The following is a 25,581-nucleotide window of genomic DNA, read 5'->3' as shown; positions in this document are numbered from 1 at the left end:
GATTATTGCAGTTCGCAGAATTCGCTTCGCTTCTTTTTAATGATTGACATTGACCAGGTGTGATTTATGGCTGCTGAAGAACATGCCCTTACTTCGACCGAGTATATCAAGCATCACTTGACCAATATGACCTATGGCAAAATGCCTGATGGTACATGGAAGTTGGCTGAGACTGCTGAAGAAGCTCATTCGATGGGGTTCACTGCAATTCACTTGGATTCAATGGGTTGGTCTATCGGACTTGGTGTTATTTTCTGTTTGTTATTTTGGACAGTTGCGAAAGCTGCAAATGCTGGCGTTCCAACTAAATTCCAATCTGCAATCGAAATGATTATCGAGTTTGTGGACTCAAGTGTTCGTGATACTTTCCACGGCAAATCACGTTTAATTGCTCCTTTATCATTGACCATCTTCGTGTGGATTTTCCTCATGAACGCAATGGACTTGATTCCTGTTGACTGGATTCCTTTCCTAGCTCAAAAGATTGGTGCAAGCGTGTTTGGTATGGACCCTCACCACGTTTATTTCAAGGTTGTTCCATCTACAGATCCTAACATTACCCTTGGTATGTCATTGTCTGTATTTGCACTGATCTTGTTCTATAGTATTCGTGAAAAAGGGATCGGCGGTTTCGTCGGTGAATTGGCACTTAACCCATTTAACCCAAGTAACCCAGTTGCAAAAGCGTTATTGATTCCAGTGAACTTGATTTTGGAATTAGTAACTTTTCTTGCTCGACCAGTTTCGTTGGCTCTACGACTGTTCGGTAACATGTATGCGGGTGAGTTAATCTTCATCTTAATCGCGTTATTACCGTTCTGGATTCAATGGGCGTTATCTGTGCCTTGGGCTATTTTCCACATTCTTGTAATTACGTTACAAGCATTCATCTTTATGATGCTGACCATCGTTTACTTGAGCATGGCAAGCGAAAAGCATTAATGGTATTGCCTAATTATCAATCGATGGTTAGGCTTAAATTTTAGTTTAATTTGGTAATAACCTAACCTCTGAGGAATTTTTCATGGAACTCACTTTAGGTCTAGTTGCAATTGCATCTGCTATCTTGATCGCTTTCGGTGCTTTAGGTACTGCGATTGGTTTTGGTCTTTTAGGTGGTCGCTTCTTAGAAGCTGTTGCTCGTCAACCAGAATTGGCTCCACAACTTCAAACTCGCATGTTCTTAATCGCGGGTCTTCTTGATGCTGTGCCTATGATCGGTGTTGGTATTGGCTTGTTCTTCATCTTCGCTAATCCATTTGTAGGTTAATAGCTTAATTCCTAAATCCACATATTGAGGAATAGCGAAATGAATATCAACCTCACATTGATTGGTCAAGCAATTGCATTTGCGATGTTCGTCGCATTCTGCATGAAGTTTGTTTGGCCACCACTAATCAATGCGATTAGTGAGCGTCAGCGTAAAATCGCTGATGGCTTAAACGCTGCTGAAAAAGCTAAAGCTGACCTTGCTGATGCGCAAGCACAAGTTAAGGCAGAATTAGATGCAGCGAAAGCACAAGCGGCTCAATTGATCGAACAAGCGAACCGTCGTGCAGCACAATTGGTAGAAGAAGCGCGTACCCAGGCTGCGGCTGAAGGTGAGCGTATCCGTCAACAGGCGAAAGAAACTGTTGATCAAGACATCAATGCTGCTCGCGAAGAATTACGTCAACAAGTTGCTGCTTTGGCAGTTGCTGGCGCAGAAAAAATTCTGAACCAACAAGTTGACGCAGAAGCTCATAATGCCATGCTGACTCAGCTGGCTGCTAAACTATAAGCGAGGCGAAATATGGCTGAACTCTTGACGTTAGCACGCCCGTACGCCAAAGCAGCATTTGCTTATGCATCTGAGCAGAATGCAACTGACGCTTGGTCAAATGCGTTACAACTGCTCAGTGCTGCGGTGCAAGACGAAGCATTTTCCGCTTATTTAAATCGCCCTGAGCTGACTCCTGCGGAACAAGTAGGTCTTTTTGCGAAAGTTTTAGGTGAAGATCAATCTCAATCAGTGTCTAACTTTTTGACACTTCTTGCAGATAACGATCGTTTAGTTTTATTGCCTGAAATTGCTGCAGAATACGAATTACTTAAATCGCAGAACAACAACACGTTGGAAGTGGAGATTGAATCTGCTTTTCCAATGGATGCGACACAAGAGCATATTTTAGCTCATGCGCTTGAAAAACGTTTTAACAGAACTGTACATGTGACTGTTAGCGTTAATCCGGCGTTAATCGCAGGTGTTGTGATTCGTGCAGGCGACCAAGTGATAGATGACTCTGCGCTTAACAAGCTTGAAAAAATGCGGACTCGTCTTCTTGCGTAACAGCAAAAAGACTGAACTTAAAAAAGATTGAGGAATAGCGCAATGCAACAACTGAATCCATCCGAGATCAGTGCGCTCATTAAACAGCGTATCGGCGATCTGGACACCAGCGCGACCGCTAAGAATGAAGGTACCATCGTCATGGTATCTGACGGTATCGTGCGTATTCACGGTCTTGCGGATGCAATGTACGGTGAAATGATCGAATTCGACGGCGGCTTATTTGGTATGGCACTGAACCTAGAACAGGATTCAGTGGGTGCCGTTGTTTTAGGTAACTACCTAAGCCTTCAAGAAGGTCAAAAAGCTCGTTGTACAGGTCGTGTATTAGAAGTGCCGGTAGGTCCTGAACTTCTTGGCCGTGTCGTAGACGCTTTGGGTAACCCAATTGATGGTAAAGGCCCTATTGATGCAAAACTAACTGATGCTGTTGAAAAAGTAGCACCAGGTGTAATTTGGCGTCAATCTGTCGACGAACCTGTTCAAACTGGTTATAAATCAGTTGATACCATGATCCCTGTAGGTCGTGGTCAGCGTGAGTTGATCATTGGTGACCGTCAAACTGGTAAAACAGCAATGGCGATCGATGCGATCATCGCTCAGAAAAACTCTGGCATTAAATGTGTATACGTTGCGATTGGTCAAAAACAATCAACAATTGCAAACGTTGTACGTAAGCTAGAAGAAACTGGCGCTATGGCGTATACAACTGTTGTCGCAGCTGCGGCAGCTGATCCTGCAGCTATGCAGTATTTAGCTCCGTACTCAGGCTGTACAATGGGTGAATACTTCCGTGACCGCGGTGAAGATGCGTTAATTATTTATGATGATTTGTCTAAGCAAGCTGTTGCTTACCGTCAAATTTCATTGTTATTACGTCGTCCACCAGGTCGTGAAGCGTATCCAGGTGACGTATTCTATCTTCACTCACGTCTTCTTGAGCGTGCTTCGCGCGTTTCAGCTGACTATGTTGAGAAGTTCACGAACGGTGCAGTAACTGGTCAAACTGGTTCTTTAACTGCGTTACCGATCATTGAAACTCAAGCGGGTGACGTATCTGCATTCGTACCAACGAACGTAATTTCGATTACTGACGGTCAGATCTTCTTAGAAACATCATTATTCAACGCAGGTATTCGTCCTGCAGTGAACGCGGGTATCTCTGTATCGCGTGTTGGTGGTTCTGCTCAAACTAAGATCATCAAAAAATTGTCTGGTGGTATCCGTACTGCTTTAGCACAATACCGTGAATTGGCTGCGTTTGCTCAGTTTGCTTCTGATCTTGATGAAGCAACACGTAAGCAACTTGAGCATGGTCAACGTGTAACTGAGTTAATGAAGCAGAAACAATATGCTCCTTACTCAATTGCTGACCAAGCTGTATCTGTTTATGCATCTAACGAAGGCTACATGGCTGACGTTGAAGTGAAGAAAATCGTAGACTTTGATGCTGCGTTAATTGCTTACTTCCGTTCAGAACATGCTGCGTTAATGCAACAGATCGATGAAACTGGTGATTATAACAAAGACATCGAAGCAGCATTCAAAGCAGGTATTGAGAGCTTCAAAGCGACTCAAACTTACTAAGTTTATCTTTAGTTAAGTTTGGTTCACGGATCAACCTTCGGAAGCTCGAAAGAGCTTTCGAATACTAGGTTAAGCGTATGGCAAATTTAAAAGAAATTCGCGCCAAAGTAGCTAGTATCAAAAGCACGCAGAAAATTACTCGCGCGATGCAAATGGTAGCTGCTTCTAAAATGCGTCGTGCGCAAGAGCGCATGGCTCAAGGCCGTCCGTATGCCGATAATATGCGCCGTGTAATTGCTCACTTAGTTCAAGCAAATCCTGAATATAAACACCGTTATATGGTTGATCGCCCTGTTAAGCGCGTTGGCTATATCGTGGTGTCTTCAGATCGCGGCTTGGCAGGTGGCTTGAACATTAACTTGTTCAAGAAAGTTGTGCAGCATGTCAAAGCACAACAAGAGCAGTCAATTGAAGTTGAATTTGCTTTGATTGGTCAAAAAGCGGTTTCGTTTTTTAAGAATTACGGCGGTAAAGTGCTTGGTGCAACGACCCAACTTGGCGACGCGCCGAGTTTGGAACAGTTAACTGGCTCTGTACAAGTTATGCTTGATGCATTTGATAAAGGCGAATTAGATCGTATCTACCTCGTTTCAAATGGTTTCGTCAATGCGATGACTCAACAGCCTAAAGTAGAACAACTTGTTCCTTTAGCACCAGCGCAAGCAGGCGATGATCTCAACCGTACTTATGGTTGGGACTATATCTACGAACCAGAAGCAGAAGAATTGTTAAATGGTTTGTTGGTTCGCTACATCGAGTCTATGGTTTATCAAGGTGTGATTGAAAACGTTGCATGTGAGCAGTCTGCTCGTATGGTCGCAATGAAAGCAGCGACAGACAACGCAGGCCAATTGATTAAAGACCTACAACTCATTTACAACAAGCTGCGTCAAGCCGCGATTACTCAGGAAATTTCCGAGATCGTTGGCGGTGCCGCTGCCGTTTAACATTATTAAGTTTGAATTGAGGAGACAGCAATGAGTAGCGGTCGTATCATTCAGATCATCGGCGCGGTTATCGACGTCGAGTTTGAGCGCAATAGCGTTCCTAAGATCTATGACGCTCTCCAAGTTGACGGTACTGAAACTACTTTAGAAGTTCAGCAACAGCTTGGCGATGGTGTTGTTCGTACCATCGCAATGGGTTCTACAGAAGGTCTTAAACGTGGCCTTAATGTAACTAGCACAAATGCACCGATTTCTGTTCCAGTAGGTCCTGCTACGCTTGGTCGTATCATGGACGTATTGGGTCGCCCTATCGATGAAGCAGGTCCTGTAGCGACTGAAGAACGTTTGCCGATTCACCGTCAAGCACCTTCTTATGCTGAACAAGCAGCTTCTACTGATCTTTTAGAAACTGGTATTAAAGTCATTGACTTACTTTGCCCGTTCGCGAAAGGTGGTAAAGTTGGTTTATTCGGTGGTGCGGGTGTTGGTAAAACCGTTAACATGATGGAGTTGATCAACAACATTGCGAAAGCACACTCAGGTTTATCTGTGTTTGCTGGTGTTGGTGAGCGTACTCGTGAAGGTAACGACTTCTATCACGAAATGAAAGATTCTAACGTTCTTGACAAAGTAGCAATGGTCTACGGTCAGATGAACGAGCCACCAGGTAACCGTTTACGCGTAGCGTTAACTGGTTTGACTATGGCTGAATACTTCCGTGATGAAAAAGACGAAAATGGTAAAGGTCGTGACGTATTATTATTCGTCGACAACATCTACCGTTATACACTTGCGGGTACTGAAGTATCAGCATTGTTAGGTCGTATGCCATCTGCAGTAGGTTACCAACCGACACTTGCAGAAGAAATGGGTGTTCTCCAAGAGCGTATTACGTCGACTAAGTCTGGTTCGATCACATCGATCCAAGCTGTATACGTACCTGCGGATGACTTGACTGACCCATCACCTGCAACAACGTTTGCTCACTTAGATGCAACAGTAGTATTGAGCCGTGACATCGCATCTTCTGGTATTTATCCAGCGATCGATCCACTTGACTCTACTTCACGTCAGTTAGATCCATTGGTTGTTGGTCAAGAGCATTATGAAATTGCACGTTCTGTACAGAACGTATTGCAACGTTATAAAGAGCTTAAAGACATTATCGCAATCTTGGGTATGGATGAATTAGCTGAAGAAGATAAATTGGTTGTTTACCGTGCGCGTAAAATCCAACGTTTCTTCTCTCAACCATTCCACGTAGCTGAAGTATTTACTGGTGCTCCTGGTAAATTAGTACCGCTTAAAGAAACTATTCGTGGCTTTAAAGGTCTATTAGCTGGTGAATACGATCACATCCCAGAACAAGCGTTCTATATGGTTGGTGGTATTGACGAAGTGATTGCTAAAGCTGAGAAACTCTAATTTAAGGAGATCATCTCATGGCGACTATGCAATGTGATGTCGTAAGTGTTAAAGAGTCTATTTACTCTGGACAAGTTACGATGTTAATCGCAAAAGGTGCGGGTGGTGAGCTAGGTATTTTACCAGGGCATGCGCCACTTGTAACTTTACTCCAACCGGGACCGATCCGTGTTCAGTTGGAAAATGGTACAGAAGAAATCGTGTATGTATCAGGCGGTGTGTTAGAAGTTCAACCTCATGTTGTTACTGTGCTTGCAGATACTGCAATCCGTGCTGACAACTTAGATGAAGCTGCAATTATGGAAGCTCGTAAACAAGCTGAACAATTGTTAGCAAATCAAAAGAGTGATTTGGACTCGGCTGCTGCTCTTGCTGCGCTTGCCGAAACTGCGGCTCAGCTTGAAACCATCCGTAAAATCAAGAATCGTGCAATGTAATTGCAGATTTAAGATTGAGAAAGCCACCGAAAGGTGGCTTTTTTATATGGGATCGAAAATTAAAATAAACGGACTTTAAGCGTTTGAATCATCTTTATTGCCGAGTACTAAGGTTGCCAGTTTCACCATATCCATTTGAATGGCGTTGAACTGCTTTTCAATTTTTGCAAAATCTAGCTGGGCAATGTCCAGTTGACCATGCAGCAAAGGCATGCTCAGAAGTTGCTGGTTGGCTGTAAGTAGACTCTGGCGAATCTGGTCAACCTCATCACTTTTTAGGTTTAGTGAAAGTAAAGTGTCATGCAGTCCGTATAATTCCTGTTTAAGCTCACCTGTGGTATTTTGCAGTTGCTCAACATTTTGTTCCTGAATCGCCTGTTCAAGACTGCTTTGCGACTGTTTTAATAGGGCCACATAATCATCGGTCTCAAGCTGTAATTTTGCGATATCTCGAGCAATATTCAGCATATTGCCATTACTTAAATTTTCTTCTTCTGAAATTGTAGCCTTACTCATCATCTCTTTTTCTCCATCTCGCACTGATGGTTGCTCGAATTCACTATTTTTTTCTAAATAGCTATTTTCTGGTGGAGTCTGATCGCAAGCTGTAAGTAAAAACGATGCTGCCAAAAGTGTTATGGTTGAGAGAGTGGCTTTGATAGATAAATTTTCCATCATGGCAAAAATATAATAGCTTATGAGAAGCGAGCACTATAATGATAAAAAATGAAGAAAAAAATGATTGTTGCAATTGACCAACATTTTTGCGAGATGAAACCTATAGAAATTGGATTTAATATTTAAAATAGAAAAGAATAGATAAGATAAGCTATTCTTTTCTATAAACTTATAAAATTTATTTTGCTAATTCAGCTTCAATCGCACTGACGATACGTTCATCATCTGCGGTAATGTCAGGTGCAAAACGCGCTACGATTTCCCCATTTTTATTGACTAAGAATTTCTCAAAATTCCATAGTACTTCAGGTGGATTGTTTGGTGTTAAGCCATAATCAACGAGGTCTTTCCACCAAGGTCCTTCACCAATACGTTCTGGAATTGCTTGTGTGAGTGTTTGATATAAAGGATGTTTGTCTTCACCTGCAACAGAGATTTTTGCAAATAAAGGGAAGTGGACGTCATAGTTGAGTGAACAGAATTGTTCGATTTCATCATTTGTCCCTGGTTCTTGCTCTAAGAAGTTATTTGCAGGGAAGCCTAAAATTTCTAAGCCCTGATTTTTTTTCGCTTGATAAAGTTTTTCTAGGCCTTCGTACTGTGGTGTTAAGCCACATTTTGAGGCTACGTTAACAATTAGTAGAACTTTACCCTGATATTGATCAAGATCAACGTCTTGACCTTTAATATCTTTAACTGGAATGTGATAAACCGACTGGCTCATGGAATACGTCCTAATGTTGTTGTGACAAGACTTGTTTGTTTTAACTGCTAATTTCGTACAGTGCAATCCTCTTGATATGAATCCATACAAATTATGAGCAAAAGTACGTCTTGGATTTATATCGAGGCATTTTTGAGTTGAATAGGAGTTTGTCCTGTATAGCGCTTGAAGAATTCAATAAAGCTAGAGCTATGGTGATAACCTAAAGTATATGCCAATTGTTTAATGGTCGTGCCTTGACGAATTTGATTGATTGCAAAAATAATTTTGGCTCGATTGCGCCATTCTGACAGGGAGAGTTGCAATTCTTGTTGGCTCAGCCGTAACACATGGCGCTCACTGACCGTAAAGTTATACAATACTTGTTGTAGGCTCATATGAAATAATTCAGGATTCGCAAGTTGATCGAGGATCGGAGCTAAGGTTGGATGCGTGCTTTGCGGTAAATAATGTGTATATGCTGGGGCTTGCTTTAGTTGATCGAATAACACTTGTAATAAATGTTCAAGATATTCAGGCGCAAGATTTTGCTTTTGTTGCTCTAGAATTTGAATGACCAAAGAGCGAAAAAAGGTTGAATACTAAAACAGCGGCAGACATCGCCTAATGCATCTCCGAAACGAGGATGAAGTCGGATGCAAATATAATGAATTTCATGTTCAACAGGCAGTGATTGGTGTTCTGTGCGTGGTGGTAGCCATAGCCCATAGCTTGGCGGTGATAAATAATATTTTCCTTCAATATCAAATTCTAAAGTGCCATTGAGACTGAAGTTAAAATCCCCCCAAAGTGAAGAATGAGGGCTGACAATATCATCTTTCTGATAAAGAAATTCATGTACTTCGATACCATTTAAAAAAGATAATTTTTCAGTCTCATCATACTTCATTCAGGGTTCTCATTTAATTTTCACAAGTGACTTTGGAATTGTTCAAACCTTTTGCTAAGGTGAAAAGATGGATACAGACGGAGGTAATAAAGCTGATTACAGCATAAATTAAGATATTTTTATTGAAGTGATCAAGCGTATAAGTCTTAAGTTGTAAAATTGGATCTGCTTTTAGATTTGATGTCGACATAGCGGTATAAATGTCTGAAATACGATATTTCAATTATTTTAGACATCTTTCAGAATAATCCTAATCTAGAAATATTGTGAGATGGCTGATGACTCAGTTAAGTAGATACCAAAAATGGGCATTTGTACTGCCATTGATAGCAGTCTTAATTTGGTCGTTAAATATTGCAGTGACTCGTTATGTTGCGGACTATATTTCACCCGTCAGTATTAGTTTTTATCGCTGGTTTGTTGCCTTTCTCATTTTGACACCATTTATGTTGCCCAAAGTATGGAAACAGCGAGCTTTGATTCGCCCATATATTCCTAAATTAGCAGTTCTGAGCGCTTTTGGAATGGTTTTATATCAAGGGCTTTCTTATACAGCAGCACATTATACCACTGCAACAAATATGGGTATTGTAAATGCCTTTGTTCCAGTTTTTACCATTTTTATCTCTTATATTATTTTAAAAGATAAGCCAAATCGATTTGCGATTTTTGGCAGTTTCCTATCATTTTTCGGCCTACTTTATGTAATGAGCCAAGGGCATTTCTCTCGCTTATTTGATCAAGGAGGTCATTGGGGAGATGCTGTTATGGTCTTGGCTGTAGGTTTTTATGCATTTTATGGCGTCTTTCTAAAAAAATGGCAAGTACAATTGCCATTGATGACCAGTCTCTATATCCAAATCGCTTTTGCGTTGCTATACCATCTTCCATTTCTACTTTGGTTGGGCTTAGATGCAATTAATGTAGATAATGTAGCAAGTGTATTGTATGCAGGTATTTTTCCATTGTTGATCGCACCTTTATTATGGATGATTGCTGTACAAAGCATTGGTCCAAACCGTACTAGTATTTTTATGAATTTGATACCTGTATTTACTGCAATTATTGCAAGTGTATGGCTATCTGAGCATTGGACGATCTACCATACCTTAGGCGGTGTGACGATTTTGGTCGGTATCATTTTAGCGCAAAAGAAAACGGAAAAAGCACCTGTAGAATTGATTTAAAGCGCCACTTAAATATGAAATGATCGTATAAAATTGGTTGAAATAGCGACAAACACATCAAAATTTTTATTTAATGAAGATTATTTCTATATGATTTTCAAATATATTTTAGATATTTACCAAGTTTGTGACCAAAAAAATTTCAATAAAAATAGAAATATAATTTTATTGAAATTTTAAAACTGACAAAAATGGTACGCTTTTCACATTTTTTGTTAGAGAAATAATATATTTGTATAAATCAAATGATTGATCCATAATAGCTTTCAGAGTAGCTAGATTCATTTTTAATGATGAATATACTCAACCAATTTGCAGACCCTCTGGATGTGATTATACACATCCTTTTTATGCTCAGTTATCCCTATATAACTGAGCTTTTTTTTATTCACTATTTACATAATCAAGCGCGAATTACTTCACCTGTTAATGCGTTGAGAATTCGACTAGGTTCTTGGCTAAGTCCTAAATCGCCCTCCAAATAATTCAGGGATGCACCAAAATAACCTTGAGCTTGTTCTAAATTTTGTGCTGGGTTTAGTCCGGCAGGATTGGCACTGGTCGATACAATAAAGCCGCCAAAGGCATTACAAAGTTCGACGCACAAAGGATGCGTGGTTACACGTACAGCAACCAATGGATGTTGACCTTTAATCCAAATAGGAATGTGCTCATCAGCGGGAAGTAACCACGTAGTTGCTCTTTCAGTTGCTACACGATCCGTCCAACTATCAATCACTTGCTTACGTATCTTTGGGGATAAGCTTTGTAACAAATGCTCAACTTGCCCTAAGTGACCTGCTAATAAAATGACTCCTTTTTCAATTGGGCGATGTTTTAGCTCAAGAATGTTTTGAAAAGCTTGTTGATTGAATGGATCGCAGCCTAAGCCCCAAACAGCTTCTGTTGGATAAGCAAGAACTTGTCCTAGCTTCAAAAGCTGTGCTGCTTCCGAAATTGATGAGGTAATCATGGGATTATATTTAGCGACAAAGATAGGGTTATTTTAATGAATTGGACGACAACGTAAATAGCGACCGCCCTGTTGTATACAGAAACCAAGTAATTCTAATTCCATCAATTGAGCTGTAAGTTCTGCGATCGGAATTGGATGACGTTGAGCAAGTTCATCCAAGTCTTGTCCAACCCAGTCGAGACTTTGATAAAGAGCAATCAAATGTGTTGGTAAGCTTGGTGTGATGGTTACATGTTCTTCTGGAATTTGTTGTTGTACTTGCCATTGTGTAGGTAAGGCTAGATCTTCAATAATTTGTTCTGGATGATCAACTAAAGTTGCACCTTCACGAATTAATTGATGACAGCCTTGATGATACTCACTGTAAATATGTCCAGGAATGGCAAATACCATTTTCCCTTGATTGGCTGCTTCATTTGCTGTGATCAGTGAACCACTTTTCAAAGCGGCTTCTACAACCAAAACCCCAAGACTTAGACCACTAACGATACGATTACGGCGTGGAAAATGCTGCTGTAAAGGTAGGGTAGTCGGAAGAAACTCAGTGACAAGAGCGCCTGTTTGAATAATTTCTTGGGCTAGTTTGTTATTTTGCGATGGATAAACTGTGTCTAAACCTGTTCCAGTCACCGCGATTGTCCGATGATGGGCTAAACCGCCACGATGAGCCGCTTCATCAATTCCGTGGGCTAAACCGCTGCTGATGTAAAATCCTTTTTCACTTAAATAATACGCAAAATCATAGGCAACTTGTCGTCCATGAGGACTCGGCTTTCGACTTCCAACCATAGCAATCTGGGGCTGTAATAATGCTTGTAGCTGGCCTTGACCAAATAAAATAGGAGGGTGATCAGAATAAGGTAAAAGTTGAGTAGGGTAGTCGATATCTTCAGGGGTTAAAATAAAATCGGTATGCTTACAAATCAATTGCACCATGTGGTCAAATTGCTGCTTTCCGTGCGGGGTTTGGAATTCTTCTAGACGTTTTAAATGATTTTTGTGTAAACCGAGCTGTTGCCATTCAGAAAGTCGATGTGTTTGGACTGCTTCCGCACAATTACCGAAATAGTTTCGAATTTTTTGAAAACTAGAAAGCGAGTGTTGAACCAAGTACCACACCAACACAGTATGATAATGATGGGGCGATAGCTGATTCAACATTTCTAATTAGAGATTAGTTATCAAGACGAGGCGGCTTGATATTTGAACCAATTTTAATTGGCAACTCACTCTCTAAAACATAGCCGTAGCTGATGCGATCAAAACTTTTGAAAATCATAATACTACCAACATATTGACCTGGTAACTTTATACTTTCTTTGGTCTTTGGATCACGAACAGTTTCGCCATCTTGGTACGTACTAAAAACTTGTCCGATTTCAATACCATCTGCTGTACCACGGTCAACAGTGACGACACCATTTTTCGCAGCTGTACCTATAGACCCCATGACACGGATGACTTTACCGCCATCTTTCACCTGATTTGGTTCAGTTGGGTAGAATAAAGTAGGTAACATGGCATCTTGTTCAAGCATAACACGATCACCACGACGTACTTCACCATTATAACTATCGGTTAATTCAAAGGTTGTAATGTCATTTTCATTGGTAATCGCAACACCAGAAGCGACTTGCGTGAGCTCAACACCTAGATTTTGTTTCTTCCCTGTTTCATCAAGCACGATATATGGTTCACCTTCACGGTATACGCCATAACGTTGACCATTTTCGATACCTTGACCACGTACATAGATGATCTGACCTTTGCCTGCAAGTACACGATTATCCGCTGTACCCAAGACATATGGGGTATTTGCAATCGCACTCGCTGGAAGTACAGAAGTTCGCTCTAACCATTGTTGAATATCAGCTAATGGAATAACAGGGACGCTATTGTTCAAAGCTTCAATACGAACTTTTGGACGTAAAGTAGAAGTATTGCCAGAGTAACGACGAATGATACCGTCACAACCATCACCTTCATCTTTACCAATCAGTGGCTTACCGTTCAAACTACAAAGTAGCAAGCGATCACCAGGATAAATCCAATGTGGATTCTTGACATGTTTATTGCTTGCCCAAATTTCAGGCCAGCGCCAAGGCTTGCTTAAAAATTTGCCTGAAATATCCCAAAGTGTATCGCCTTTTTTCACCACATAGACATGTGGTGCACCCGCTTTTAAGGATGGTGGGTTTGCGTTAGGGCTTGCTGCATGAGTAAGGTTTATGCTCATGCCTAATCCTGCACAAATTGCAGCAGCAATCAGTTGTTTTTTTAACCCCAAGGCATGAAATGATGGTATGCCGTTTAAAACCTTTTTCATTATCATAATTCCTAAAAATTATCTGTGTAGTTGCGTTATAATAACGACTTTACACACAATTTTTTGATCAAGCATTCCCTTCAGTTGGTTTCCTGATCAATGGCATAAATGAGGAACGGTATGGCCTTATTACCTATTTTAAGTTTTCCTGATCCCCGTCTTCGTACCATTGCTAAGCCAGTCGAAGAAGTCACTGATGATATTCGTCAGCTTGCAGCAGATATGTTAGAAACCATGTACGAGGCACCGGGTATAGGTTTAGCGGCAACTCAGGTTGATCATCATATTCAGCTTATTGTCATGGACCTTTCTGAAGAGAAAAATCAACCGATGGTGTTCATCAACCCCAAAGTTACTCCACTGACTCAAGAGACTCAGCCGTACGAAGAAGGCTGTCTCTCTGTGCCTCAAATATACGACAAAGTTGCGCGTCCGTCACGTGTAAAAATCGAGGCAATTAACCTTGATGGTCAAGCATTTGAGTTAGAAGCTGACGAACTTCTCGCAGTTTGTATCCAACATGAAATGGATCACTTAAATGGCAAACTTTTTGTTGATTATTTATCGCCATTAAAACGTCAGCGTGCACGTGAGAAAGTTGAAAAAGTTGTACGTCAACGCGATAAAGAAAAAGTTGCGGTTAAACGTTAACAAATGTTTTTCGGTTATTAAAAGTGCCCTTATTGTTTCGTAGTGGTTTAATGCTTGCATTCACCGCAGTCTGTTTACAGATTGCGGTGTTTTTGCAGCCACTGCTGCCGAAGCAATATCAGATTGCACCTGTCTGTGAAACGATTACCCAAGCGTTATTGTTGCCCAAATTAAAAGCTGAACAGCAGTCTGTATCGCACAATATGCGTCATCATTCACATCAGCTTGAACAACATCAAAGCTTGATGTCGAAACATGATCATCACGATCCAAATCACCAGTGTCAATACTGTACGGTGTATGCCAATTTGGTATTACCGCCTGAATTCGGCGTGAAAGAGGTTTTAGTTCGAATCCAAATCCGTTTAGTCGCGTATCAACAGGCATTTAAGCATGTTTATTTTGCACTGCAACGGCTATTCTTATTACCTCAAGGGCGAGCACCGCCACTCTTTGCATAAATTAAAACGTCAATTTCATTGGGGTTTTCAAAACTCTAGCCTAGTTTTACTTATGTTTTAAGAGAGACCGATCATGGCTCAACCTAAATTTTTATTACAGCCCCTTACGGTTGCGATTCTTGCTGCCTCAAATAGCACATTATTATGGGCAAATATGGATGTCCAGTCCGATAAAACCCCTGTTGTATTAGCACCTATTGTCGTTACAGCACAGCAGCCAAATGATGCAAATGGATTGATTATTCACGCTGATCCTAAGCAAGCAATTCAACCTATTCCCGCAACAGACGGTGCAGATTATTTGCAAAACATTATGGGATTTAGTGCCATTAAAAATGGTGGAACCAATGGCGATGTCACCTTTCGTGGCATGTTTGGTTCACGTATTAAAATGTTGGTTGATGGTAGTGAAAATTTAGGTGCGTGCCCGAATCGTATGGATGCACCAACTTCTTATATTCAGCCAGAAAGCTTCGATAAAATTACGGTGATTAAAGGGCCGCAAACTGTTCAGTACGCAACGCCTGGTTCGGCTGCAACTGTCATTTTTCAGCGTCAACCTGAAAATCTTAGCAAAGAACAGCCTTATCGTGGCCAAGCCAGTATTTTGATGGGTTCATATGGTCGTCTAGATCATAATATTGAAGCGGCAATTGGCGATGAAACCAAATATGCTCGTTTAAATGCCAATCGATCTGTTGCAGATGATTATAAAGATGGCAACGATAAAAGCATTCATTCAAATTGGGAGCGCTGGAATGCCGATCTTGCCTTAGGCTGGAAGCCTTCAGAAGATTCTTGGCTAGAGTTTCGTGCGGGTAAAGCAGATGGCGAAGCGGCATATGCTGGTCGTAGCATGGATGGTTCGCAATTTAAACGAGAAAGCCTTGGTCTACACGCTGAACAGAAAAATATTACAGAGGTGATCAAGAAAGTTGAAGCCCAAGTGGACTACAGCTATAACGATCATATCATGGATAATTTTAGCTTACGTACGCCGCCAATGACGACCATGAATATGCACGGAATGAATATGACTGTGCCAAATAAAATGTCGATGCGGGTTGATCGTCGTACTTTAAATACCCGTTTAGCTGTAACGACAGATTGGGATAAATTTAGCGTCATTTCAGGTGTAGATACGCAGCAGAATAAGCATGGTGGTGATATGGTCATGTATGCTATGCCATCAATGAATTCGCCTTATGCTGAAGATTTGAAATTTCAATCTTATGGTGCATTTAGTGAGTGGACTTATGCGATTGATCAAGATCAAAAAGTCGTAGCAGGAGCGCGTGTCGATCAAGTCAAAATAGACAATCTGCAAAATGCGAAAAATCGTAAAGATACTTTACCAAGTGGTTTTGTACGCTTGGAAAAGAGTCTCCCAGAACATGGTTTAAAGACTTATCTAGGTTTGGGATATGTGGAACGTACACCTGACTTTTGGGAGTTGTATAGCACCACGACAGATCATGGTGTAGGTTCCACAGATATGATGGGTAAAACCACATATAAAATGGTGGATAATCTAGACAATCTGAACAATGAACGCACTGCACAATTGGATCTCGGTTTGCAAGCAGAGCATGGTGCATGGAGTGCTTGGGCATCAGTTTATGCTGGATTAATCAAAGATTTCATCCTACTTGAATACAATACACCAGATAAAAGAAAACCACTTGCGCGTAATGTAGATGCCACAATTGCTGGGGCAGAGGTCGGGGTGGGTTATCAATTTAATGATCATTTCCAAGCGGATCTTTCAACCATGTACGCTTGGGGAGAAAATACTTCGGATCATCGCGCATTACCGCAAATTGCACCTTTAGAGGGTCGACTAAATTTACGCTATGTTGATGAAAAATATAGCTTAGGTCTATTGTGGCGTGCTGTTGCAAAACAAAATCGTATCAGTTTGAATGAGGGTAATGTAGTGGGTTATGACATGAATGAAAGTAAAGCATTCGATACCCTAGCTGTAAATGGAACTTATAAGCTAACTAATGCAGTCGATGTTTCAGTCGGGATTGATAACGTTTTAGATAAGGCTTATACAGAGCACTTAAATAAAGCGGGTGCGTCTATGTTTGGTTATGCTGCAACTGAGCAGTTTAATAATATTGGACGTAATTACTGGATGCGGATGAGCATGAAGTTCTAATTAACAAAAAACAAGGTGGCTGAGCCACCTTGTTTTTTCTGAGTTTAAGCCAAACAGTCTTGTTTTGGCATTAAGCTATCGCAATACAATGGATTTAGTGCGCACTGTAAATCATCAATTTGTTCTTGAGTTACATAGTTTTTTGCGATGAGATATTCGGCGACTCGATCATCACGTAAACTTAAGAAAGCAGCGTCATAAACACCTAAATCTACAAATAAAGCCGCTGTTTCCAAGCTATTGAAATGATCTAAAAATACATCGTTTTCATGCATCAAAAAAATGTGTGTCAGTTCTGCATTGGCATCTACGTTTAAACGTTGTGCTAATTGCTCTGGGCGAGTTTTAATAAATAATAAATCTGATAGTTCATCGAACTGACTTTTATCCAGTTGATTTTCGCCATCTTTGACATGAGCTAACCATGCTTTAAAGACCAACACGGCACCACCACGAAGTAGCATACTCCACATTTGATGACGAGTTTCATGATCCAAATGAGCGGATTCTGTTTCTAATACATCCAAGAATTTTTGTTCTTGTAACGCTAGTTTTTCAAATAGTCCTAGACCTTGTGGTTGATAAGCTGCTGGTGCAAATACATCAAAATTCAGCTCATGGAATACATTGAGGGCAAGGGGGACGGCTGCTTGATAAAGTGTATTCAATGCTTTTAGATGAGTATCATCTAAGTTGCTCTGTACAAAAATATCCTGCCAGTTGAGCTCTGGTAATAATGCATTTGCACTGTATTGGCGATAAAACTGTAACTCGTTATGTTCTGAAGTGGCTTGATTGCTATTCATGATCATGTCCTTTATGGCGATTGTGTTAGAAACCTAAAACAGTAAAGACATCGGTTCCTATCATTTTGATCAATTTATGCGTGATTCAGAAAACAAGTAGAATACGACTAAAGTTGTATATGTGTTTTTTGTGGTAATATTTATTAACAAAAACAATATCTTAATTAATTGTAAGTAAGTGTACAAACGTTCACTAGTGTAAGTGAACGTTTTTGCCATAGCCAATAAATTTTTGAGCATTTTGGTCAATTTATTGTCATTTTAATGCGCTTTTTTTGATGGTTTTTGCCTATGTTTCAAAATATTTTGCCATTTAGCTCATTGGCATAATTTTTAAAGCAGAAAGCCACGCACGTAAACCCGCAGGTTTGAGCGGTTTTTTCAATAGAACAATATTTTGCTGTTTCAAATATTGAGGCAACTCAGGATCAGAATCTGCTGTAATTAATGCGACTGGAATGTGTGCAGGGCGATATTGTTCAATAAAATCTAATCCCCGTTGATCATGATTTAAATGCTGATCGATTAACCACACTTGAATATCTTCTTGTTCAATTAGTTTTAGTGCTTCCGACGGTTCAGTCGCGGTAAAAATTTGATAGCCCCATTTGCTTAATAAAGTCCGCATACCTTGTAAAATAGTTTCATCATTGTCTAAACAAAGCACTTTATATGCAGTATGTTGCAGTGCGGTCACATGCGTTGTAGTCGCTTGAATTTTTGGTGCTTCGGCGAGCGGGACTTCGATCATAAAGCAAGAACCTTTACCTAATTCTGAGTAGACATGCACGGGGAAATCGAGCAGGCTGGTCATACGTTGAACAATCGCGAGACCAAGCCCAAGTCCTTGTTCACCCCAAGGGGAGGTATGCCCACAACGCTCAAATTCTTGGAATAATTTCACCCGTTGTTGTTCATTGATGCCAGGTCCTGTATCCCAAACACCGATTCGAATATGGTTTGGTCTTTGTGCAGAACGTAATACACCAACAACGACACGACCTTGTGCTGTATAACGCAATGCATTACTAACGAAATTTTGAATAATTCGTCGCATCCATTGTGGATCGGTATCAACCCAGAATTGAGTATCGTGTACAGACAGTTGAATATTACGCTGCGCTGCAATTGATTTGAATTGAAGTTCAAGATCACTCAATAAGTCGTGTAATGAATACGCTTGGCGTTTTGGTTGGATGGTTCCACCTTCTAAACGGGCAATATCGAGTAGGGCAGAGAGCATGCTTTCAGCACCATACAGTGCGCGATCAAGTTGTTGTAAGGTTTGTTGATCTTCAGTTGAGCTGACACTCTGTTCCAATGCCGTACTGAACAAACGTGCTGCATGCATCGGTTGCAGCAAATCGTGACTGGCCGCTGCTAAAAATCGACTTTTAGATTGATTGGCTTTATCGGCTTGTTCACGGGCAAGTTGCTGTTCAGCTAGTGCATTTGCAAGCTGTTGAGTTCGATCACTCACTCTTTCTTCAAGAATCGCTTCATTTTCGCGGAACGCAGTAATATCGGCGAAGGTGGTGACGAATCCTCCACCCTCAATAGGATTACCGCGCATTTGAATGACCAAGCCATCTTTACGAATCCGTTCAAATTCATGGGCGCTGCCAACTTTCATCCAGTGAATTCGTTTACGCACATGTTCTTCAACTGAACCGGGTCCACATTCACCCCGTTCTGCGTTATAACGGATTAAATCCGCGATTGGACAACCGACATAAACAAGGTCTTTAGGATAATCAAATAAGGTAAGATATTGATTGTTCCATGCAACCAAGCACATATTTTTATCAACAACACTGACCCCTTGAGTCATATGGTCGATCATGGTCATCAAAAGATTTTGGTTAAAGCGTTGCCATTGTGAAGCTTGATCGAGAATATTCGCGACTTGCCCTAATGCTAATCCATTGTTGATCATGGCGGTGGTGAGTAAAGTACGTGCTGATGCAGCACCAATAATGCCTGCCAAGTATTGTTCAGTGAAGCGCCACCACATGCCATTTGCTACATGATTTTCATTGAGTACGACATGATTTTGTTCACAAAATTGCTGGAATGCTTGAGTCGTAGGGCGATCACCTGTAATACGTTTAGCCAGAGCCAATAAATCGCCAACTTTGAGCCGTGCTGCATTTTGCGGTAAATCGGTTAAATCAAGGTTTGTCTGGGTAGAGGGTAACGGTTTGCTTTCATAGTAGAAAAAGCTTTCAGCCTGAATCTGTTCCGCAACACTTGGGCGGTACAAACGAGAACCCCAAATATAGCAAATAATATTCAGTCCCAAAGACCACATGACACCATGGGTCAATGGTGCAAAAGATTCAAAACCAAGCAAAGCTTCTGGACGTAAGCTATTAATATCGAAAGGTCCAAACAATAATAAATGTTGTGCGAACGCTTGATATTGTTCTGGGAGACTACGTAACAAAGTAGGAAAGAGCAGTGTGTAGCTCCACATGATGAAGCCTACGATCAGACCGACATAGACACCTTGACGGCTTGCACCACGCCAATATAAACCACCAATGAGTGCTGGCGAAAATTGCGCAACTGCGCTAAAAGCCAATAGGCCAAATACTGATAATTGATTAATGTCATTAAAAAAGTGGAAGAATAAAAAACCCAGTAACATCACACTGATAATACTAATTCTTCGAGTCAGTTTGAGTACTTTTGGTAATTGTTGATCATGTCGAGAGATAATCTTAAAGTGCCATAAAGCAGGCATAATTAAATCATTACTGAGCATGATAGAAAGTGCGACTGAGGCAACCAGTAACATACCTGTTGAAGCAGAGAAACCACCTAAAAAAGCGAGTAATGCCAACCAATCTTGCTGATAACTTAGAGGGAGCGCCAATACCGCAATATCAGGTGTACCTAATGTATCAGGGAGGGAGTGTAAGGCCCAACTGGCGATAGGAATAATCGCCATAATGGTTAAAATTAAATAAGCTGCAAACCAGCGTCTAGCCCCACGAATATGTTTTTCATCACGTAATTCGACTACGGCAACATGAAACTGTCGTGGTAAACAAATCATAGCTAGCGCAGCGAGTAAGGTTTGTACCCAGAAGGTTTCAGGAACCCCTAATTGTTGCAAATCTTGAAAATGTTGAGTGACATCATTGCTGACTTGTTTGATATTTTCTGGGGATTGGAATAAGAAAAAAACTGCAACGCTAAGTAATGCAAACAGTTTTACAAAAGATTCAAAAGCGACTGCAAGCATTAAGCCGCCGTGCTGTTCAGTATGTGCAATATGCCGCGTGCCAAAAATCATAGCCAAAATCGCAAGTACTGCTGTAAGTAATAACACACTATTTGTGCTGGTATGAACATGTGCATTCTGTTCGAGTACAACGGAGGCACTCAATGCAATCGCTCTTAATTGCAAAGCGAGATAAGGGATAATTGCAATCACTGCAAGAATAGTGACTAAGGCTGCGAGACTACCGCTTTTGCCATATCGGGCAGCAACGAAATCGGCAATTGAAGAAATGGCATGATGCTGACGAATCCTTCCTAACCGTTTCCAAATGTCGTAACCAAACCAAATAAAAAGTAATGGTCCTAAATAAATTGGTAAGAAAATAATACCTTCACGGACAGCTGCACCTGTTGCGCCGTAGAATGTCCAAGATGAGCAATATACGCCTAAAGTTAAGCTGAACATCAACATGCGACCACGTGTACTTAAGCGACTGGCATGTTTTTCTCCAAAAAAAGCACAGCCGAATAACAGTGCGATATATAGGGCAAGTGCCCCAATAATAAGCCAATTGTTCATATTGCTCACGTGATCAAACTCCATTTTCTATCATACCCGAAGCATCAAAAGGGTTATGAGCAGAGATTTGTATTTAGAGACCAAAGTCTAAGTTACGAGTCAAGCATAATCTTGTTAATTTAAATAATGAAAAATCCCTAGTAAAAAAGGGGTCCACGGCTGGACACAAAAATAAGGAGTTAATGATGGATGACTCACAGGTAGAACGCATTCTACACAATCCAAAGTTTCAAGAAATGGTCAGCAAAAAACGTACATTAAGTTGGACATTAACAGCAATCATGTTGTTTATCTATGTCGGATTTATGCTTTTAGTTGGCTATAACAAAGAGTTCCTAGCAAGTTCTTTTAGTGGTGGTGTAACAACATGGGGCATGCCCCTCGGTTTAGGCATTATCGTACTGTCATTTTTATTGTGTGGTGTCTATTCATACATCGCCAATAATAAACTGGATCAGTTGAATGAAGAGGCTCTCAAGGAAGTTGAGGCAATCACACATGAAAAAGGGATGCACTGAGATGAAAGGGACGTCATTCAAAGCGAAACTGTTCGCGCTTGCAAGCCTATGTTGTTCTCAAGTTGCATTTGCTGGCCCTGATTTAGGTGCAGCAGAGCAACAGGCAACAAACTGGCATGCAATCATCATGTTCACCATTTTTGTTGGTTTCACTTTGTTTATTACTAAGTGGGCAGCAAAACAAACCACGAATACAGCTGATTTCTATACCGCAGGTGGTGGGATCAGTGGCTTCCAAAATGGTTTAGCGATTGCAGGTGACTATATGTCAGCCGCATCGTTCCTCGGTATTTCAGCACTTGTGTTTAGTTCAGGCTTTGATGGTTTGCTCTATTCACTTGGTTTCATGGTCGGTTGGCCGATCGTACTTTTCCTTGTTGCTGAACGTTTACGTAACTTAGGTAAATATAATCTTTCTGATGTAGTTTCTTTCCGTTTGGAAGAAAAACCAGTTCGTACCTTAGCTGCATTAAGTTCTTTAGTTGTGGTTGCATTTTATCTGATTGCTCAAATGGTAGGAGCAGGTCAGTTAATCAAATTACTTTTTGGTCTGAACTATAATATTGCGGTTGTAATCGTCGGTTTATTGATGATGGCATACGTAATTTTTGGTGGTATGTTAGCAACCACTTGGGTACAAATCATTAAAGCCGTAATGTTACTCAGTGGCGCAACATTCATGGCATTCATGGTGATGAAAGCTGTTGGCTTTAGTTTCTCAAACATGTTCAATCAAGCAATTGGTGTGTATAGCCAATCTCACAGCATTAGCTGGGATGAAGCTGCAAAAATCATGGGGCCTGGTAAATTGGCTGCAAACCCGATTGATGCGTTATCACTTGGTCTTGCATTAATGTTTGGTACAGCAGGCTTACCACATATTTTAATGCGCTTCTTCACTGTTAAAGATGCGAAAGAAGCTCGTAAATCAGTTGTAGTTGCAACAGGTTTCATTGGTTACTTCTATCTATTAACTTTCATCATTGGTTTCGGTGCGATCTTATTCGTTTCTAATAACCCTCAGTTCCTTGATGTCGCGAAAGCAGCGGTAACAGGTAAATTAGAGTTGGTTGGTGGTAACAACATGGCTGCGGTTCACTTAAGTGATGCAGTTGGTGGCGACTTGTTCATGGGCTTCATTTCAGCAGTTGCATTTGCAACAATCCTTGCTGTAGTGGCTGGCTTAACACTTTCAGGTGCTTCTGCGATTTCACATGACTTATATGCAAACGTATTCAAAAAAGGTCAAACTACGCCTCAATCTGAATTACGTATGTCAAAAATTGCGACTTTAGGTTTAGCAATCTTTGCCATGATTCTAGGGATTTTGTTCGAAAAACAAAACGTTGCTTTCATGGTTGGTTTGGCATTCTCAGTTGCATGTTGTGCAAACTTCCCAGTACTCGTATTGTCTATGTTCTGGAAAGGTTTAACGACTCGTGGTGCAGTAATTGGCGGTATTGTTGGTCTAGTGACTGCTGTAACCCTGATCATTCTTTCTAAAGCAGTTTGGGTTGACACGTTGAAAATTTCAGACACAGCAGTGAATCCATTCAATGGTCCTGCAATTTTCGCGATGCCATTATCTTTCCTTTGCTGCTGGTTCTTCTCAGTAACTGATAAAACTGCGCGTGCAGAGAAAGAGCGTAAAGCGTTCGATGCTCAGTTTGTTCGTTCACAAACAGGTATTGGTATCTCTGGTGCATCTGATCACTAAGTAGGTCGAGTCCTAAAAATTAAAGCCCTCAAAATTTGAGGGCTTTTTCTATTATTGATGCATACTGGCCAGTTGTTGCGCTTGATTACGATAGAGTGACAAACCGATTCGTTGCAAATGCCGTCCATTTTGTTCAAGGGCGCGATTTAATTGTGGTATGTATTTGGCACCAGTATACAGTGCTAGATTACGACCAATTAAATAATAAGCAAACCATGAGGCTGACTGTGGTGCTAAACCCAATTTCTGCATTTTCTTGCGACCAATAAAGAACTGGGTAATTTCTAGATGTTGCTTATAGGCGAGTTTTTGCTGGAAAGAGCGTAGGTAACGATATTTCCGTTCAAAGGGTTCTTTGGAAAGACTAGATCCCAGAGAAATACTGCTCTCATCAGATTGAGGATGTGCAAACTGCATCCAATACATGAGTTTCCAGCCATCAGCTTCATTATCCACTAACCATTTTTCTTCAATGCCCATCAACCAGCCCGCATATTTCCAAAAATGTAAAAAACTATCAATCTCTTGTGCGCTAGGGAAAATCCCCAATGCCCTGATACCAATCAATACCACACCACTAAAGGCAATATTGGTCATCGCTTGATCATATTGGTTAATAGGTAGCCCCCAAGTCTCGGCATCCCATTTCTCAGATTTTTGTAATTGATAGCGTACCAGTGAATGAATGAAGCGCACAAAAATAGTAGAGGTGAAGCCTTTACTAAAACGTTCAAAACCATCTTGTTCAGTGATATCGACCCACCATTTAGTTGTTTCAGCTAAGCGTGTTCCTGCCTGTTTTTTTAGTGCACCTGTCAGGACTAGGGGTTGATTAAAACCAGGGTACAAATAACCTGTCATTAGCGATAGATCTCGTAGGATCAGTCCGTTATTGATGCCTAGGCGATAGGTAAATTTAAGTGCTTCATCGACTTTGGCTTGCTCATACCAATCAGGTTTCTGTTCCACTAACTGGAAGAAGGCAGTCAGTTCAGCAATCTCATGTGGTAATTTCTCAAGACCTTCATAGAGTGCGGTTTCAAAGTATTTACGATGTTGTTTTGGATTCTGGAGTACCCAAAGCAACAGTTGATCCATGGGTTGATCACCACTTTGCAGAGCGGTATTCAGTGCTTGATACTCTGCATAACTGGGTTGCACCTGTTGATGGGTCATATAACTCAGAATTTTGGTTTTAATATTTGATTGAATCATGTCTTCAAACGCTGCTAAGCGTTTAGGTTTAACGATGCTTTGCATTGCATAAAGCCCCTGATTGTTATTTAATCAAAGCTTAATATGAATAAATATTCGTATTCAATTCGCGTTTTAATAAAGGCTGAACATGAGAAAAAGACCCCAGCAGCAACGTGCAAAAATGATTGTCGAAAGTATTCTGGAGGGAACGCAAAAATGTATTTCTGAATATGGTGTATTACAATTAACAACACCTAAAATTTCTGAAAAATCAGGGGTAAGTGTCGGATCAATTTATCAATATTTTGAAAATAAAGAACAGATTGTTGCTGAACTATTGTTACGTAAAAGCGAAAATTTAGGGCAAGCACTAAAGCAGTTAGTGATGCTCCAACAACAAACAGCTATTCAAGACATCATCACATTAAGTATCGCTTTTGGTTTTGAATCATTGAAATCGGATCATGGTTTCTTTATCGAAATCTTAAAAAATTGGCATGCCTATAGTGATTCAGAAGCGGCACAAGTATTAGAGCAGCATTTCTTGGAAGTGGGTATGTACTTATTTGGACGTTATTACCCCCATTGGGATTTTGAGACTTTAAAACATAAGTCTTTTGTAATTATTAACAGTACTTTATTTACCATGATGCGTTATGCCAGTAAAAATACCTTTTTAATTGAAGAACAACGTTTGCAACAAGAACTCTCTAAAATGATTGTTGCCTTTTTAGATACGGTGTGATGCCATTAA

General features: G+C 40.6%; 23 protein-coding genes and 2 pseudogenes. 15 read left to right on the top strand and 10 right to left on the bottom strand.

Annotated features, from left to right (window positions below):
- Window positions 1–66: 66 nt before the first annotated feature.
- The 8 genes from atpB (at window position 67) to CDG55_RS14265 (ending at window position 6,725) form a co-directional block, all read left to right on the top strand.
- Window positions 67–942 carry a F0F1 ATP synthase subunit A gene (atpB, locus tag CDG55_RS14300; protein WP_004665210.1) on the top strand — a complete coding sequence of 292 codons (876 nt, stop codon included), beginning with the start codon at window positions 67–69 and terminating at the stop codon, window positions 940–942.
- An 82-nt stretch (window positions 943–1,024) separates the two neighbouring features.
- Complete coding sequence (atpE, locus tag CDG55_RS14295; RefSeq protein ID WP_000424060.1) at window positions 1,025–1,270, top strand: F0F1 ATP synthase subunit C; 246 nt, start codon at window positions 1,025–1,027, stop codon at window positions 1,268–1,270.
- Window positions 1,271–1,309: 39 nt separating this feature from the next.
- Window positions 1,310–1,780 carry a F0F1 ATP synthase subunit B gene (locus CDG55_RS14290; protein WP_004905548.1) on the top strand — a complete coding sequence of 157 codons (471 nt, stop codon included), beginning with the start codon at window positions 1,310–1,312 and terminating at the stop codon, window positions 1,778–1,780.
- A 12-nt stretch (window positions 1,781–1,792) separates the two neighbouring features.
- A complete protein-coding gene (locus CDG55_RS14285) occupies window positions 1,793–2,329 on the top strand; it encodes a F0F1 ATP synthase subunit delta (RefSeq protein WP_004905545.1) in 537 nt (178 codons plus the stop codon).
- 42 nt (window positions 2,330–2,371) lie between these two features.
- Window positions 2,372–3,916, top strand: a complete 1,545-nt coding sequence (gene atpA, locus CDG55_RS14280; RefSeq protein WP_004777723.1) for a F0F1 ATP synthase subunit alpha — start codon at window positions 2,372–2,374, stop codon at window positions 3,914–3,916.
- 77 nt (window positions 3,917–3,993) lie between these two features.
- Complete coding sequence (gene atpG / locus CDG55_RS14275) at window positions 3,994–4,863, top strand: F0F1 ATP synthase subunit gamma (RefSeq protein WP_004905540.1); 870 nt, start codon at window positions 3,994–3,996, stop codon at window positions 4,861–4,863.
- Window positions 4,864–4,893: 30 nt separating this feature from the next.
- Window positions 4,894–6,288: a F0F1 ATP synthase subunit beta gene (atpD, locus tag CDG55_RS14270; RefSeq protein ID WP_004798063.1), complete on the top strand. Its 1,395-nt coding sequence runs from the start codon at window positions 4,894–4,896 to the stop codon at window positions 6,286–6,288.
- 17 nt (window positions 6,289–6,305) lie between these two features.
- On the top strand, window positions 6,306–6,725 hold the full coding sequence (locus CDG55_RS14265) for a F0F1 ATP synthase subunit epsilon (protein ID WP_004665198.1): 420 nt from the start codon (window positions 6,306–6,308) through the stop codon (window positions 6,723–6,725).
- Between the two features lie 75 nt (window positions 6,726–6,800).
- Here the strand turns inward: CDG55_RS14265 and CDG55_RS14260 are convergent, their stop codons facing one another.
- The 4 genes and pseudogenes from CDG55_RS14260 to CDG55_RS15565 form a co-directional block, all read right to left on the bottom strand.
- Window positions 6,801–7,403, bottom strand: coding sequence for a hypothetical protein (locus tag CDG55_RS14260; protein ID WP_087536719.1), 603 nt, complete (start codon window positions 7,401–7,403; stop codon window positions 6,801–6,803).
- 178 nt (window positions 7,404–7,581) lie between these two features.
- Complete coding sequence (locus CDG55_RS14255) at window positions 7,582–8,127, bottom strand: glutathione peroxidase (RefSeq protein WP_087536720.1); 546 nt, start codon at window positions 8,125–8,127, stop codon at window positions 7,582–7,584.
- 116 nt (window positions 8,128–8,243) lie between these two features.
- A pseudogene (locus tag CDG55_RS14250) lies at window positions 8,244–9,016 on the bottom strand (AraC family transcriptional regulator).
- A gap of 13 nt (window positions 9,017–9,029) precedes the next feature.
- Window positions 9,030–9,158 (bottom strand): annotated as a pseudogene (locus CDG55_RS15565) (MFS transporter); the annotation flags it as partial.
- 136 nt (window positions 9,159–9,294) lie between these two features.
- On the opposite strand from CDG55_RS15565, the gene CDG55_RS14240 reads away from it, so the two are divergent.
- Window positions 9,295–10,203, top strand: a complete 909-nt coding sequence (locus CDG55_RS14240) for a DMT family transporter (RefSeq protein WP_087536721.1) — start codon at window positions 9,295–9,297, stop codon at window positions 10,201–10,203.
- A gap of 403 nt (window positions 10,204–10,606) precedes the next feature.
- On the opposite strand, the gene CDG55_RS14235 is transcribed toward CDG55_RS14240, so the two are convergent.
- The 3 genes from CDG55_RS14235 to CDG55_RS14225 are packed head-to-tail and all read right to left on the bottom strand — an operon-like array spanning window position 10,607 to window position 13,505.
- Window positions 10,607–11,176, bottom strand: coding sequence for a Sua5/YciO/YrdC/YwlC family protein (locus CDG55_RS14235; RefSeq protein ID WP_087536722.1), 570 nt, complete (start codon window positions 11,174–11,176; stop codon window positions 10,607–10,609).
- Window positions 11,177–11,209: 33 nt separating this feature from the next.
- Window positions 11,210–12,340 (bottom strand): DNA-processing protein DprA, encoded by a 1,131-nt coding sequence (dprA, locus tag CDG55_RS14230; protein ID WP_087536723.1) that lies wholly within the window; start codon window positions 12,338–12,340, stop codon window positions 11,210–11,212.
- Window positions 12,341–12,353: 13 nt separating this feature from the next.
- Complete coding sequence (locus tag CDG55_RS14225) at window positions 12,354–13,505, bottom strand: LysM peptidoglycan-binding domain-containing protein (RefSeq protein ID WP_005155273.1); 1,152 nt, start codon at window positions 13,503–13,505, stop codon at window positions 12,354–12,356.
- A 120-nt stretch (window positions 13,506–13,625) separates the two neighbouring features.
- On the opposite strand from CDG55_RS14225, the gene def reads away from it, so the two are divergent.
- The 3 genes from def to CDG55_RS14210 all read left to right on the top strand — a co-directional run bounded on the left by def (window position 13,626) and on the right by CDG55_RS14210 (window position 16,781).
- Window positions 13,626–14,156, top strand: coding sequence for a peptide deformylase (gene def / locus CDG55_RS14220; RefSeq protein ID WP_004680037.1), 531 nt, complete (start codon window positions 13,626–13,628; stop codon window positions 14,154–14,156).
- 50 nt (window positions 14,157–14,206) lie between these two features.
- On the top strand, window positions 14,207–14,617 hold the full coding sequence (locus tag CDG55_RS14215) for a DUF2946 family protein (RefSeq protein ID WP_087536731.1): 411 nt from the start codon (window positions 14,207–14,209) through the stop codon (window positions 14,615–14,617).
- Window positions 14,618–14,690: 73 nt separating this feature from the next.
- On the top strand, window positions 14,691–16,781 hold the full coding sequence (locus CDG55_RS14210; protein WP_087536724.1) for a TonB-dependent copper receptor: 2,091 nt from the start codon (window positions 14,691–14,693) through the stop codon (window positions 16,779–16,781).
- Window positions 16,782–16,825: 44 nt separating this feature from the next.
- Here CDG55_RS14210 and CDG55_RS14205 read toward each other — a convergent pair whose 3' ends face one another.
- Window positions 16,826–17,587, bottom strand: coding sequence for a hypothetical protein (locus CDG55_RS14205; protein ID WP_087536725.1), 762 nt, complete (start codon window positions 17,585–17,587; stop codon window positions 16,826–16,828).
- Between the two features lie 313 nt (window positions 17,588–17,900).
- Window positions 17,901–21,395 (bottom strand): PAS domain-containing hybrid sensor histidine kinase/response regulator, encoded by a 3,495-nt coding sequence (locus CDG55_RS14200; protein ID WP_162620875.1) that lies wholly within the window; start codon window positions 21,393–21,395, stop codon window positions 17,901–17,903.
- 185 nt (window positions 21,396–21,580) lie between these two features.
- On the opposite strand from CDG55_RS14200, the gene CDG55_RS14195 reads away from it, so the two are divergent.
- Both CDG55_RS14195 and CDG55_RS14190 read left to right on the top strand, forming a co-directional pair.
- A complete protein-coding gene (locus CDG55_RS14195) occupies window positions 21,581–21,913 on the top strand; it encodes a DUF485 domain-containing protein (protein ID WP_005155260.1) in 333 nt (110 codons plus the stop codon).
- 1 nt (window position 21,914) lies between these two features.
- Window positions 21,915–23,630 (top strand): cation acetate symporter, encoded by a 1,716-nt coding sequence (locus CDG55_RS14190; RefSeq protein ID WP_087536727.1) that lies wholly within the window; start codon window positions 21,915–21,917, stop codon window positions 23,628–23,630.
- A gap of 51 nt (window positions 23,631–23,681) precedes the next feature.
- Here CDG55_RS14190 and CDG55_RS14185 read toward each other — a convergent pair whose 3' ends face one another.
- A complete protein-coding gene (locus CDG55_RS14185) occupies window positions 23,682–24,890 on the bottom strand; it encodes an oxygenase MpaB family protein (protein ID WP_087536728.1) in 1,209 nt (402 codons plus the stop codon).
- 85 nt (window positions 24,891–24,975) lie between these two features.
- Between CDG55_RS14185 and CDG55_RS14180 the strand changes: the two genes are divergently transcribed.
- Window positions 24,976–25,572 (top strand): TetR/AcrR family transcriptional regulator, encoded by a 597-nt coding sequence (locus CDG55_RS14180; RefSeq protein WP_050041930.1) that lies wholly within the window; start codon window positions 24,976–24,978, stop codon window positions 25,570–25,572.
- Window positions 25,573–25,581: the final 9 nt, after the last annotated feature.

The organism is Acinetobacter sp. WCHA45 (genome assembly GCF_002165255.2).
Lineage (GTDB): Bacteria > Pseudomonadota > Gammaproteobacteria > Pseudomonadales > Moraxellaceae > Acinetobacter.
This window is presented reverse-complemented; position numbering and strand designations above follow the sequence as displayed.

Excerpts from the sequence above, each read along its gene's own strand:
- CDG55_RS14205 (WP_087536725.1), bottom strand. The coding sequence starts at position 17,587 with ATGAATAGCAATCAAGCCACTTCAGAACATAACGAGTTACAGTTTTAT.
- CDG55_RS14240 (WP_087536721.1), top strand. The coding sequence starts at position 9,295 with ATGACTCAGTTAAGTAGATACCAAAAATGGGCATTTGTACTGCCATTG.
- atpA (WP_004777723.1), top strand. The coding sequence starts at position 2,372 with ATGCAACAACTGAATCCATCCGAGATCAGTGCGCTCATTAAACAGCGT.
- CDG55_RS14235 (WP_087536722.1), bottom strand. The coding sequence starts at position 11,176 with ATGATTACCTCATCAATTTCGGAAGCAGCACAGCTTTTGAAGCTAGGA.
- atpE (WP_000424060.1), top strand. The coding sequence starts at position 1,025 with ATGGAACTCACTTTAGGTCTAGTTGCAATTGCATCTGCTATCTTGATC.
- CDG55_RS14285 (WP_004905545.1), top strand. The coding sequence starts at position 1,793 with ATGGCTGAACTCTTGACGTTAGCACGCCCGTACGCCAAAGCAGCATTT.
- CDG55_RS14210 (WP_087536724.1), top strand. The coding sequence starts at position 14,691 with ATGGCTCAACCTAAATTTTTATTACAGCCCCTTACGGTTGCGATTCTT.
- CDG55_RS14190 (WP_087536727.1), top strand. The coding sequence starts at position 21,915 with ATGAAAGGGACGTCATTCAAAGCGAAACTGTTCGCGCTTGCAAGCCTA.
- atpB (WP_004665210.1), top strand. The coding sequence starts at position 67 with ATGGCTGCTGAAGAACATGCCCTTACTTCGACCGAGTATATCAAGCAT.
- atpG (WP_004905540.1), top strand. The coding sequence starts at position 3,994 with ATGGCAAATTTAAAAGAAATTCGCGCCAAAGTAGCTAGTATCAAAAGC.
- atpD (WP_004798063.1), top strand. The coding sequence starts at position 4,894 with ATGAGTAGCGGTCGTATCATTCAGATCATCGGCGCGGTTATCGACGTC.
- CDG55_RS14290 (WP_004905548.1), top strand. The coding sequence starts at position 1,310 with ATGAATATCAACCTCACATTGATTGGTCAAGCAATTGCATTTGCGATG.
- CDG55_RS14195 (WP_005155260.1), top strand. The coding sequence starts at position 21,581 with ATGGATGACTCACAGGTAGAACGCATTCTACACAATCCAAAGTTTCAA.
- CDG55_RS14225 (WP_005155273.1), bottom strand. The coding sequence starts at position 13,505 with ATGAAAAAGGTTTTAAACGGCATACCATCATTTCATGCCTTGGGGTTA.
- CDG55_RS14200 (WP_162620875.1), bottom strand. The coding sequence starts at position 21,395 with ATGAACAATTGGCTTATTATTGGGGCACTTGCCCTATATATCGCACTG.
- CDG55_RS14185 (WP_087536728.1), bottom strand. The coding sequence starts at position 24,890 with ATGCAAAGCATCGTTAAACCTAAACGCTTAGCAGCGTTTGAAGACATG.
- CDG55_RS14255 (WP_087536720.1), bottom strand. The coding sequence starts at position 8,127 with ATGAGCCAGTCGGTTTATCACATTCCAGTTAAAGATATTAAAGGTCAA.
- CDG55_RS14260 (WP_087536719.1), bottom strand. The coding sequence starts at position 7,403 with ATGATGGAAAATTTATCTATCAAAGCCACTCTCTCAACCATAACACTT.
- CDG55_RS14265 (WP_004665198.1), top strand. The coding sequence starts at position 6,306 with ATGGCGACTATGCAATGTGATGTCGTAAGTGTTAAAGAGTCTATTTAC.
- def (WP_004680037.1), top strand. The coding sequence starts at position 13,626 with ATGGCCTTATTACCTATTTTAAGTTTTCCTGATCCCCGTCTTCGTACC.
- CDG55_RS14180 (WP_050041930.1), top strand. The coding sequence starts at position 24,976 with ATGAGAAAAAGACCCCAGCAGCAACGTGCAAAAATGATTGTCGAAAGT.
- dprA (WP_087536723.1), bottom strand. The coding sequence starts at position 12,340 with ATGTTGAATCAGCTATCGCCCCATCATTATCATACTGTGTTGGTGTGG.
- CDG55_RS14215 (WP_087536731.1), top strand. The coding sequence starts at position 14,207 with ATGCTTGCATTCACCGCAGTCTGTTTACAGATTGCGGTGTTTTTGCAG.